Raw genomic sequence first — 11,427 nt, forward strand, 5'->3', positions numbered from 1 at the left:
CGGTGGGCAGGGCTTCGGCCCCGCCCACCGCTCGCGGTCGTACGGGTCAGCGCTGGTACTCGGCGAGGTAGCGCATCACCTGGTCCACGTGCGGTTTGACCCGCTCCGGTACGCCGCGTTCCTCGATGACCGTACGGTCGCTGGTGCGATAGCCGGCCGCCACGAGCGCGGGCAGGTCCTTCTTCGGCAGCCCGGCCTGTTTGAAGCGCTGGTCGAGCCAGCACACGTACAGGCTCATGGTGGAAATGGCGTCCGGCGGCGACATGTGGTCCTTGTCGCCGTCACCGTCCCCGTCGATCGCCCAGGCCCGGAACACCGACGGCGTCCACATGGCGATGCCGTACTCCTCGCTCTGTGGTCGGGAGGCCTTCGGGTCGAAGTTGCTCTCCGCCTTGATGAGCGCGGCGAGCAGGGCGGGCGTGATCTCCTCGTCGGTGCAGCGGTGGGCCGCGCGGGCGATGACGGGGCGCAGCGCCTCGGGTACGTCGGAGTCCTCGGGGATCTCACCGGCCGGCGGGGTGGACGGGCCGGTGACGGCGGGGGTGGGGGTGGCGTGGTCGCGTTCGTCGTCCTGGGTGCCGCCGCCTCCGCCGAGGAGCGCCGCCCCGGCGACCGCGCCGGCGGTGAGGACGACGATGCCGGCCGCGACGGCGGGCACCCAACGTCTTCGGCGGCGGTGCGGGCCGGTGGTGGCGGCGTCGATCCGGGCGGCGACGCCGCCGGCCGTGTGCGGGAGCCGGGCGGCGTGGTCCGGGGCCAGACAGTCGGCGATCAGCCGCCGCATGTCCTCGTCGAGGCCGGCGTCGAGCCGCAGGGGCGCGGTACCGCGGGCGTAGGTCTGGGCGGCGAGCGAGCGGGACCGGGCCGTCGCGCCCGGAAAGGGGTGGAGCCCGCCCGTGAGGACCTGGTGGGCGAGGACGCCGAAGGCCCAGATGTCGGCGGTGGGCCGGACGACGGCGCCCTGGGTGCCGGTGCGCTGGGACCACCACTCGGGCGGCAGGTGGTCGAGGGTGCCGAGCGGCGGCAAGTGGGCGTGGGTGCCGTCGAGTTCGGCGGCCAGGCCGAAGTCCGCCAGCCACACCTCACCGCCCGGGCCCAGCAGGACGTTGGCGGGTTTGAGGTCGCCGTGCACCCACCCGGCGCCGTGCATGTGGGCGAGTCCGGCGGCGACCCCGCGCAGGACACGGTCGGCGTCGGCGATCGGGCCACCCGCCTCGGCGGCGTCCAGTACGTCCCTCAGACTGGCCTCGGCCCGGTCCATGACCAGCGCGATCGCGCCGTCCAGGGCGGGCAGTTCCGGTGCCTCGACGGTGCACACGGCGTGGGTGCGGACGAGGTGGGGGTGGTCGGCCTCCGCGCTGAACCGGACTTCGCGCGCCACGAGTTCACCGAGCGCGGCGCGCTGCCCGGGCCCGAGGGAGCCGGTCGGGAGCACCTTCACCGCGGCGGGTGTGCCGTCGGCGACCGCACGGGCTTCGTACACGGTTCCCCAGCCGCCGGAGCCGATGACCGCTCCGACCTCCCAGCCCTCGATGCGGAAGCCCTCCGGGAGGCCGGGCGGGCGAGGCGCCTCCAGCTCGTCGTCCCGCTCCTCGGGCGTCGTCATGCGCCGGCCTCCTGCGGGTCGGTGAGGCGTGCGGCGCCGCGGGGCGGCAGCAGGCCGAGGTGTTCCTCGCGGACCAGGCCGAAGCGCAGGGCGACGGAGGCGAGCCGGGTGCGCTTGGCGCCGGTGCGGCCGCCGTCGGTCGCGGTCGTGGCCTCCTCACCGAGGTCCAGGCGCAACTTGGCGAAGGCGAGGTAGTCGATGTGGTAGTTGACCGCGGAGCGCGTCAGGTCCCGGCAGGACTCCAGCGGCCGCAGCCGCTCCACGATCTGCCCGACACCGGGCAGGGCCGAGTCGGAGGGGTCGCGCAACCGCGGTTCGCACAGGGCCACCAGGACGAGGAAGTACTTCGACGTGGGGTCCAGGGCGAAGGGGTGGACGGTCTGTTCGCCGCCGCCCGGCACGGACTGCTCGCCGAGATAGGCGTGCTGGGGCGCGAACACCTTGAACGTGGCGGTGCCGGACAGGGCGGGCAGCACCACGCGGGAGAACTCGAAGGGCACGGGCGCCCCGAGCCGCCCGGGCGCGACGGTGAGGTACTCGCCGGCCCCCTCCAGGTTCTCCACCACGTACGACACGCTGCGGCCGAAGTTGGACAGCCGCCAGTAGTCCCCCGCGGCTTCCAGCTGCCCGGCCCGACGGGAGATCCCCGGGTCGGCCAGGACGATGCGGACCCCCGCCCCGCCACGTCCGAAGTCCGCGATGTCCCCCGGCCCCAGATGGATCAGTTCGGGACTGCCCGTCTCGTCCACGCCCCACTGGGCGGTACCGGGCAACTGCACGATGATCGTTTCCACGCGGACTCCCCCGCTGATGTCGCCCCCGATTTGGTCGCGAGGATTGTACGGTCGGCCTCCAAGTGCCGCGGAGTCGGCGGGGCCGCCTCAGCGGGCGGTTTCCGGGCGCCGCGCGACGAACACGAACTCCCGGCCCGGCCGGTCCGGTGCGTCACGTACGTCCTCCACCACATAGCCCTGCGCTGCGAGTGCCGCCTCGACCTCCTGGCGCTCGCGAAAGCGCAGCGTCGAGTCCGACGTCAGCGTCTGCCCGTCCTCGGCGAACACATAGGTCCACCGGAACGTCACCAGCGGTCCGCTCACGTCGAGCAGGTCGACCCAGGACTCGACGGCGCCGACACCGGCAATCTCTGTCACGCCGTACGTGGCCTCGCGGTTCCACTCCTCCCAGGCGCGACGGGCCGGTATCCGCGTCTCGAACACCAGCCGCCCGCCGGGCCGCAGCGCCGCCCACATTCCTTGCAGGGTCCGCTGCCAGTCCTCCGGGCCGGTGATCTCCTGGGCGGCGTTGCCCGTCATCGTCGCGAGGTCGGCGGTCAGGGGCGGCAGGGTCGTCGCGTCGCCGTGGAGCCACCGCACCCGCTCGCCACCCGGCTTGCCGCGCGCCACGTCCAGGGAGGCCCGGGCGGGATCGACGCCGGTGACGTCGATGCCGCGTCCGGCCAGCAGCAGCGCGAACACCCCTGTCCCGCAGCCGATGTCGAGGACGTGCCGCGCCCCGGTCTCCTCCGTCGTGCGCAGGTACGGGGCGAGGTCGCGCCGGTCGGGGTCGAGTCGGTCGTACACCGCGGCGAGGCGCGGATGCCGGAAGCACTCGTCAGCCATGTGCCCGACGGTACGAAGGGCGGCTGCGCGCGGCCACCGGTTTGCGGCGGCCGCGTGGGCGCCTCGCGTCGGTGGCCGCGTCGGTGGCCGCGTTCGCTCGGCCGCGGGAGATGCCGGTCAGCCGAGGCAGATGACGAGCAGGCAGAGTTCCTTCGGCTTCGAGTCGGCGGGAGACGTCTCGGGCGCAGTGGTCGCCGCGGGCGGGGGCGTCGAGGGGGACGACGGCTGCTGGGCGTCGGATCCGGACCCGGCGGCCGGTGGTGTCGTCGGCTCGGTGACCTTCGACGCGGACGAACCGGCGGTGCCGGTGGCCGTGTCGACCGTGTCGGTGACGGTCTTGCGGGGCGCGGTCGTCAGCGGCAGTTCGCGGGGCGCGGCGGCCGCGTCCGTGTGGGTGTCCGCCGGCGTGGTGCGGGGGTCGGCGGCCCGGGACCGCTCGTGGCGCGAGGCGCGGTCGGCGTGCGACGGAGTCGTGGGGGTGGCCGCCGAGCGCGGGGTGTCCTTCTGGCTCGACGTCGGTTCGGCGTACGTCGGTGCCTCTCCCGCGGCGCCGCCCATGGTCGTGTCCTCCGGCGTCGCGGCCGCCTGCACGCCGGGCTTCGCGTTGCCGTTCATCGCGGCGACGGTCAGACCGCCTCCCACGAGCGCGACCGCCGTCGCCACCACGGCCCGGCGCTGGTTCTTCTTCCAGCGCGCCATCTGGCGGCGCCGGGCCGCCCGGCCCTGCGGCCGGGCTTCGTAGCCCTCGGCCGTGTCGGTGTCCGGGGCGTCGTACGCGTCGGACGAGCCGGAGCCGGGGCCCTCCGGCGTGCGCGCGGGGGTCTCGTCCCACACGGTCCCGTCGTGCCAGGTGCCGGTGGCGGCCGGGTACTCCCAGGCGGCCGGTCCGCCGGGGGCCGCGACGGGCGCGGGGGCCATGGCGGGCACGGGGGCTGTGCCGCTGCGGCCGCCGATGGTGGAGGGGTCGATGTCCGGGGCGTAGGCGCCGCACCCCGGGCAGACCAAGGCGCCGTTGAGGTGCCGACGGCACGAGGAGCAGTAGTCCATGTGTGGTTTTCCCGATCTGGCTGTTCCGGCGGCTCGCCGGCCGCGCCTGGTCACGTTCGCACGTGGGATCGAGCCGTAACGCTAACGAGACTTTGAAAGGACGGTGTGCAGCCTGTGTGACACCCCTGCACAGATCCTCTGGATCTCGCGTGTGCCATGCGTGACCCATGAGTAAAGGAACCGGAGCCTGGGAACGATCGGGCCCCGCAACCACCACACCAGGGCCCGGGCACCCACTCACTCTCAACTCCCCCAATTTTCCTGCGAACTGACGCACAACCCTTTGGATGGCCCGCGGGTCACACCATGCAGGAGCAACCACCTCGAAGAGTTGCAAGGGGGAAATATGCGATTCACGCGTTCCGTCCTGGCCGCGTCCGCCGTGGCGGCACTGTCCGTGGGGACCATGACCGCCCTGGCGTCGCCGGCGTCGGCCGCGCCCAACACCACTCCGCAGAAGGTCTGCGGCAGTGGCTACAAGACGGTCAACTCGGCGACCGTCGGCTCGCTGGGGACCGTCTACCTGACCTACAACGCCTCCAACGGCCAGAACTGCGTCACGACCATCCGCAACAACCCGGGCAAGGCCGTCGACATGTCCGCCTGGGTCTCCGTCCCGGACACCGAGCAGAGCGACTACGACGAGGGCCTGTTCACGTCGTACGCCGGTCCGACGTACGCCTACGGCAAGGGCCACTGCGTGGACTGGGGCGGCAGCATCGCCAACACGTACGTGCAGGTGTACGGCTCCAACTGCGGTTCCCTGAAGGAGCACCGGGTCACCTTCACCCGCTGACCCCCCTCCGGCCGGGCCCCACGGGCGACCGTGGCGGCCCGGCTTCTCCGTGCCGGGCCTACGCCCAGGCCGTCACCGGCACGAACGAGCTGTCCTGCCGGAACAGGTCCGTCCCGTCGGAGCGCTCCACGCGGAGCTGGTAGGCGTAGTGGCGCAGGTAGTGCCCCGGGTAGTTGTACGACTCGAAGCGGACGGAGCCCGAGGACGCGCCGGCACGGAGGAAGAACGTGGCGTCCTTGGCGAAGGTGCTCGTGCCGTTGTCGGCGTCGAAGCGGGCGCGGAAGTCCCAGTGGCGCAGGTAGTTGCCGGCTGCGTCCCGGAAGGAGTAGCCGCTGCCGTCGGCGAGGCCGGCGACGACCGTGAAAGTGGCGGCCTGCTTCTCGGCGGTGGTGCCGGCGGTGCCGACCACGGGCAGGTTGAGCAGCGAGGACTGCTGCTGCCAGTAACGGGTGGTGTAGTTGGCGGAGCGGAAGGAGCGCGTACTGTTCCGGGCCAGGCTGGGGCCGCCCGTGACCGTCTCCTTGACCACCGTGAAGTGCCGGGCCGTGCCGGAGATCGCGGGCAGTGCGGCCGGTGCCGTCCAGGTCGCGAAGGTGTCGTGGCTGTCGCTGTAGTAGTAGTTCCCGTCGCCGTAGCCGTCGAAGAACATCCGCCAGCCGCCGTTGTCGAGCTGCACGAGTGCCGGACCCTCGCGATAGCTGCCCCAGCCGGCCCAGTTGCCGGTCCGGCGGATCGTGTAGGGGCCCGCGAGGTTGGAGGCGGTGGCGTACTCGATGTACTTCGTCGTCTCGTTCTTGGGGAAGGCGTGGTACGTCGAGCCGATCTTCACGATGAACGTGTCGATGTGGTTGGCGCCGATGCCCGAGAGGGCGATCGGTGAACTCCACGCCGTCAGGGACGAGTTGGCGGCCCTCAGCAGGTACGGCGTGAAGATCCACTCGTCGTTCGTGGTGGAGCACGACACGATGATGTGCACGCTGCCGTCGCTGTCGACGAACCACTCCGGCGCCCAGGCGCGGGAGAGGCCCGCGATCGGGACCGTGTAGTCGTACAGGAACGTCCAGTTGACGCGGTCGGAGCTGCGGGCGAAGCCGATGGTCGTGCTGGGGTCCTGCCAGGTGTGCGTGGTGTAGGTGACGTAGTAGTAGCCGTCGGTGTGCCGGATGACGCCGGCGTCCCGGATCCGGTTCGCGGGCGGTGTGTACGCGGAGGAGCGCAGCAGCCTGAAGTCGGTGGCGTCGTCCGACTGGTAGACGTTGACCGTGCCGTCGTTGCTGTTGAGGAAGGGCACGATGGTGTAGCGGGTGGCCGAGCCGTTCGGGGGTGCGGCGGCCAGGGCGCTGCCGAGCAGCCCGGGGGCTTCGCCGAGCAGGACCGCCGAGGCGGGCACGGCGGCCAGGGCGCGCAGCAGGGTGCGGCGGGACGGGGCGGCTTGGTGTGGGGTCACGGCGGCTCCCTGGGAGACCAGGATTCGATATACCGAACAGAGTTCGGCGACTCGATCGGGAGGGTGGGGCTCGAAAGGTAAGGGTGAGCCGGAAGTGCGTCAATGGTTTGAGCAGGTGCCGATGCGCCCAGTGAGGAGGATGCGGCCGATGGTGAACTTCCACTCCTGTCGTCGCCGTTCCGCCACCGGCCACCGGACGTTACCGTTCGGTAGAGAAGCCGCTTCCGGAGGTGTCCGTATGACGCTCGACCGTTCCGAAGGCCTGGCGGAGACCGCCCGTGCGCTGGCCGCGGGGGAGGTGACGTCGCGGGCGCTGGTCGAGCGGACGCTGGCACGGATCGAGGCGACGCAGGGCAGCCTCAACGCCTTCCGGATCGTCCGGGCCGAGGCCGCGCTCGCCGAGGCCGACGCCGCGGACCGGGAGCTGGCAGCGGCCTCCGGCCGGGAATTGCCCTCCGAGCGCGCGCACCGGCCGCTGCTCGGCGTCCCCGTCGCGGTGAAGGACGACATGGACGTGGCCGGTGAGCCGACCGCGTTCGGCTGCTGCGGGGAGTTCCCGCCGGTCGCGGAGGACGGCGAGGCGGTGCGGCGGCTGCGCGCGGCCGGGGCCGTGATCATCGGCAAGACGAACACCTGCGAGTTCGGGCAGTGGCCCTTCACCGAGGGGCCCGCCTTCGGCGCCACCCGCAACCCGTGGAGCACGGAGCACACGCCCGGCGGTTCCTCGGGAGGGTCGGCCGCCGCGGTCGCCGCCGGTCTGGTGCCCGCCGCGCTCGGCTCGGACGGCGCGGGTTCGGTGCGGATCCCGGCCGCGTGGACGCATCTGGTCGGCATCAAGCCGCAGCGCGGCCGTGTCTCGACCTGGCCGCGCGGCGAGTCCTTCCAGGGCATCACCGTCAACGGCACCCTGGCCCGCACGGTCGCCGACGCGGCCCTGCTGCTGGACGCGGCGAGCGGCAACCACGCCCAGGACCCGCACCAGCCCCCGCACCTCGACGTGTCCGGGGCCGTCGGCCGCGATCCGGGCCGGCTGCGCATCGCGCTCTCCCTCAAGCCGCCGTTCACGGCGGTGCCCGCCCGGCTCCTGCCCGAGGTGCGGACCCGGGTCGTCGAACTGGCCGAGCGGCTCGCCGCGTCGGGGCACTTCGTCGAGGAGGCGGACCCACCGTACGGGCAGATCGGACTGACCTTCGTGCCGCGCGCCACGGCCGGGATCGCCGAGCGCGTGGGCGAGGCGCCCTTCCCGGCGCTGCTCGACCGGCGCACCAGGGACGCGGCCCGGCTGGGCCGGCTCCTCGGCGGTGCCCCGCTGCGGGCCGCCCGGCGCGCGGAAACGGCGCTCCACCGGCGTATCGGCGGGTTCTTCACCTCCTACGACGTCGTCCTCGCGCCCACGACCGCCGCTCCGCCGCCGCGCATCGGTGCCCTGCTCGAACTCAGCGGGTTCGCCACCGACCGGGCGATGATCGCGGCCTGCCCGTACGCCTGGCCGTGGAACGTGCTGGGCTGGCCCGGGGTCAACGTGCCCGCCGGGTTCACGCCGGACGGACTGCCGGTCGGCGCGCAGTTGCTGGGCCCGGCGAACAGCGAGCCGCTTCTCGTGCAGGTGGCCGCGCAGTTGGAGGCGGAGCTGCGCTGGGCCGAGAAGTGGCCGTCGCCGCCGGTCACGGCACGTTCCGCCGCCGCCTGAGCGACCGTAGGCTGTCCTCATGGCGGACGCGTCGATGGTCGGGCTCATGGGGCGGGTGACCGGGACGATCGGGCCCGGGCTGGTCGGCGAGGTGATCGTCCGAGTGCGGGGCGGCGCCGAGCACTTCCTCGCCCACCCGGCTTCCGCGACGGACCGCATCGAGACGGGCACGGTCGTGATGGTGGTCGAGTACCTGCCCCCGAGAACCGTCTACGTCACGGCGGCGTACGACAGTTGAGCCCGCTGCGACGCAGGTGAGAGCCGTACGCGTCAAACTTCGGCCAAGGATGCGCCGGTGGCTGTACCCCGGCTCCCCCGAGGAGCACACTCCCCTTCGTTCGGTGCCGAGAGGGCACCATGCAAAGGGGGCGAATGCCGATGGTCGTCGGCGTCGTAGCAGGGGTGGCGGTTGCCGCCGTCCTCGTGCTGATCGGTCTGTTCAAGCTCATGTGGCGGGTCGCCGAACCCAACGAGGCACTGATCATCTCGGGGTCCAAGCACCGCACGGAGGGCATCGAGGAGGGCATGGGGTTCCGCATCGTCACCGGTCGCGGCACGCTCGTGATGCCCGGGGTGCAGGCGGTGCGCAAGCTCTCGCTCGACCTGAACGAGACGGAACTCCAGGTGGACTGCGTGACCCACCAGGGCATCCCGCTGAAGGTGCGGGGCGTGGTCATCTTCAAGGTGGGCGACGACTTCGTGTCGATCGCGAACGCGGCCCGCCGGTTCCTGGACCAGCAGAAGCTGATGTCGGAGCGGGTGCACAACGTCTTCGCCGGTCATCTGCGCTCCATCGTGGGCGGGTTGACGGTCGAGGACATGATCCGGGACCGGGAGAAGCTCACCGGGCAGACACGTGCCGCGTGCGGCACCGAGATGGAGAAGCTGGGCCTGATCGTGGACTCGCTGCAGATCCACGAGATCGAGGACCCGACGGGGTACATCCAGAACCTCGCCATGCCGCACGCGGCGGCCGTGCAGCGCGACGCGCGCATCGCGCAGGCGGAGGCGAACCGGCTGGCCACCGAGGCCGAGCAGCAGTCGTTCGCCCGGATGGCGGAGGCGACCCGGGACAGCGAGATCCTCCAGGCCGGGTACCAGGCCGAGCGCGACAAGGCGGCCGCCAAGGCCCGGCAGGCCGGGCCGCTCGCCGAGGCCGGTGCCCGGCAGGAGGTCGTCGTCCAGGAGACGCGGGTCGCGGAGCTGGAGGCGCACCGGCGCGAGCAGCAACTCCAGGCGGACGTCCGCAAGCCCGCCGACGCGGCGGCCTACGAGACCCGCACCCTGGCCGAGGCCGACCGCGACGCGCGGATCTCGTCGGCGCAGGCGCAGGCGAAGGAGACGGAGCTGGCGGCCGCCGCCGAGGCGACCCGGGTCAAGACGGCCGCGGGTGCCGAGGCCGAGGCGACCAAGGCGCGGGGCGAGGCGGCCGCGCAGGCCACCCGGGCCACCGGTGCGGCCGAGGCGGCAGCGGCGCAGGCCAGGGGCATGGCGGAGGCCGAGGCGGCCAAGGCCAAGGGCCTCGCGGAGGCCGAGGCCATCAAGGCCCGCGCCGCCGCCCTGGCGGAGAACCAGGAGGCCGTCGTCGCCCAGCAACTCGCCGAGAACTGGCCGGAGATCGTGAAGGCCGGCGCGTCCGCCTTCGGCAACGTGGACAACATGGTGCTGCTCAACGGCGCCGACGGCATGGCCGACATGTTCGCCAAGGCGCTGACCATGGGCGGCACGGGGCTGGGCCTCGCCCGCCAGTTGCTCGCGTCGATGGACCGCGACGGGCAGGCGTCGCAGGGCGCCTCGTCCCTGAACGGGCAGGCCCAGAAGGTGCCGGTGGACGACAAGTGACCCGGGCGGCGTGCTCGCGGGGGCAGCCTCTAAGGTGCCCCCGTGAGCACGTTTGCCGACGAGAACGTCCCCGGCCGTCACGGCCCCTCCGCCACCGTCCAGGCCGACCCGCGCGAGGTGGGCCGCGTACGGACGGAGTACTCCCCCGCGCACGACGGGGACCCGGATCCCGGGGAGATCGTCTGGACGTGGGTGCCCTTCGAGGAGAACGACGGCCGGGGCAAGGACCGCCCGGTGTTGGTCGTCGCCCGCGAGCCGGGCGGGACGTTCCTGGCCGTGCAGTTGTCCAGCAAGCGGCACGACGGTGACTCCGAGTGGGTGCCGATCGGCAGCGGGCCGTGGGACCGGACGGGCCGGGACTCGTGGGTCGATGTGGACCGGGTGCTGCGGCTGCACGAGGACGGCATGCGCCGGGAGGCCTGCGCGCTGGACCGCATGCGGTTCAACCTGGTCAGGCGCCGCCTGCAGGAGCGCTACGGCTGGAGCTGAACGTCTCCTCGAAGGCGCCCAGCACCTGACGGTCCCGCGTCCGGTCCAGGACCCCGAACACCACGTGCTCGAAGGCCTGCGCGAACCGGCCGCCGGGCCCCAGCAGCGCCCGGAACGCCTCCGCCACCTGCGCGGGGTCGTTGCGGAACACCCCGCAGCCCCAGGCCCCCAGGACGAGCCGGCGGTAGCCGTGGGCCGCGGCGGTCTCCAGGACGCGTTCGGACCGGGCCGCGAGGGCCTGCGGCAGTTCGGCGGCCCGTTCGGGCGCCGTGCGGTGCACCACGCCCGCATTGGGCGCGGGAGAGGTCAGGAAGCCGGCGGTGTACGGCTCGGCCAGCAGGCCGCCCCGGTCGTCGCGGAAGACGGGCACGGCCGGTGAGTGGATGACACGGTGCGTGTAGAACGGATCGCGGTGGGCCCGGTGGTGGTCGTAGAAGGGGCGGGCCTCGAGGAGGCAGGTGTACAGCGCGGAAGCCCGGCACAGGGCCTCCTCCTGGGCCTGGGCGCCGTTGAGATAACCGCCGCCGGGGTTTCGGGCCGAGGCGAAGTTCAGCACGGCCACGTGCCCGCCCAGTCCCACAGGTGCCGCTGGGCGGCGAGGCGCTCCAAGGCCGTGCAGCCGGCGGGCGGCCTCCAGGCTGCTCTCGCCCGTGACCTCGATCAGCGTCGCCCGTGCCCCCGTCACCCGATCGGCGGGTACCGGCACCGGTTCCGGCCCGTGCAGGCGCGTGCCCTCGCGCGCCGCCCGCAGTTCCGCCGCGATCGAGACCTCGCGCCCGTCCGGGGCGCGATAGGCGCCGGCCGCGACGATCTGCTCGGTCTGCTGCGCGATGCCGCGCAGGCGCGCGCTCACGGCGCGACCCCCGTGCGCGCCGTGACCGCGCGCCGCGC

At 73.1% G+C, this 11,427-nt stretch carries 11 protein-coding genes; 5 read left to right on the forward strand and 6 right to left on the reverse strand.

Features of this window, described 5'->3' with window-relative positions; genetic code table 11:
• Positions 1-46 precede the first annotated feature (46 nt).
• From IE153_RS01355 to IE153_RS01370, 4 genes are all read right to left on the reverse strand, one after another.
• Positions 47-1,606, reverse strand: a complete 1,560-nt coding sequence (locus IE153_RS01355; protein ID WP_189587700.1) for a serine/threonine-protein kinase — start codon at positions 1,604-1,606, stop codon at positions 47-49.
• On the reverse strand, positions 1,603-2,400 hold the full coding sequence (locus IE153_RS01360; RefSeq protein WP_189587701.1) for a serine/threonine protein kinase: 798 nt from the start codon (positions 2,398-2,400) through the stop codon (positions 1,603-1,605). The genes IE153_RS01355 and IE153_RS01360 overlap by 4 nt, the downstream gene beginning before the upstream one ends.
• An 87-nt stretch (positions 2,401-2,487) precedes the next feature.
• Positions 2,488-3,225, reverse strand: coding sequence for a class I SAM-dependent methyltransferase (locus tag IE153_RS01365; RefSeq protein ID WP_189587702.1), 738 nt, complete (start codon positions 3,223-3,225; stop codon positions 2,488-2,490).
• Positions 3,226-3,342: 117 nt separating this feature from the next.
• Positions 3,343-4,272, reverse strand: coding sequence for an SCO2400 family protein (locus IE153_RS01370; protein ID WP_189587703.1), 930 nt, complete (start codon positions 4,270-4,272; stop codon positions 3,343-3,345).
• A gap of 346 nt (positions 4,273-4,618) precedes the next feature.
• Between IE153_RS01370 and IE153_RS01375 the strand changes: the two genes are divergently transcribed.
• Positions 4,619-5,068, forward strand: a complete 450-nt coding sequence (locus IE153_RS01375) for a spore-associated protein (protein WP_189587704.1) — start codon at positions 4,619-4,621, stop codon at positions 5,066-5,068.
• Between the two features lie 58 nt (positions 5,069-5,126).
• Here IE153_RS01375 and IE153_RS01380 read toward each other — a convergent pair whose 3' ends face one another.
• Positions 5,127-6,515: a glycoside hydrolase family 43 protein gene (locus IE153_RS01380; RefSeq protein ID WP_189587705.1), complete on the reverse strand. Its 1,389-nt coding sequence runs from the start codon at positions 6,513-6,515 to the stop codon at positions 5,127-5,129.
• A gap of 238 nt (positions 6,516-6,753) precedes the next feature.
• On the opposite strand from IE153_RS01380, the gene IE153_RS01385 reads away from it, so the two are divergent.
• From IE153_RS01385 to IE153_RS01400, 4 genes are all read left to right on the forward strand, one after another.
• The gene (locus tag IE153_RS01385) at positions 6,754-8,205 is read left to right on the forward strand and encodes an amidase (protein ID WP_189587706.1); all 1,452 of its coding nucleotides are present in this window, start codon (positions 6,754-6,756) and stop codon (positions 8,203-8,205) included.
• Between the two features lie 19 nt (positions 8,206-8,224).
• Positions 8,225-8,443: an NfeD C-terminal domain-containing protein gene (locus IE153_RS01390; RefSeq protein WP_031111877.1), complete on the forward strand. Its 219-nt coding sequence runs from the start codon at positions 8,225-8,227 to the stop codon at positions 8,441-8,443.
• Positions 8,444-8,577: 134 nt separating this feature from the next.
• Entirely contained in the window at positions 8,578-10,047 is a 1,470-nt protein-coding gene (locus IE153_RS01395; protein WP_189587707.1) for an SPFH domain-containing protein, read from the forward strand.
• Positions 10,048-10,089: 42 nt separating this feature from the next.
• On the forward strand, positions 10,090-10,536 hold the full coding sequence (locus IE153_RS01400) for a type II toxin-antitoxin system PemK/MazF family toxin (RefSeq protein WP_189587708.1): 447 nt from the start codon (positions 10,090-10,092) through the stop codon (positions 10,534-10,536).
• Here IE153_RS01400 and IE153_RS01405 read toward each other — a convergent pair.
• Positions 10,499-11,389 carry a TIGR02452 family protein gene (locus tag IE153_RS01405; protein WP_189587709.1) on the reverse strand — a complete coding sequence of 297 codons (891 nt, stop codon included), beginning with the start codon at positions 11,387-11,389 and terminating at the stop codon, positions 10,499-10,501. The two genes, IE153_RS01400 and IE153_RS01405, sit on opposite strands and share 38 nt — an antisense overlap.
• Positions 11,390-11,427: the final 38 nt, after the last annotated feature.

This window comes from Streptomyces massasporeus (assembly GCF_014648995.1).
Lineage (GTDB): Bacteria > Actinomycetota > Actinomycetes > Streptomycetales > Streptomycetaceae > Streptomyces > Streptomyces massasporeus.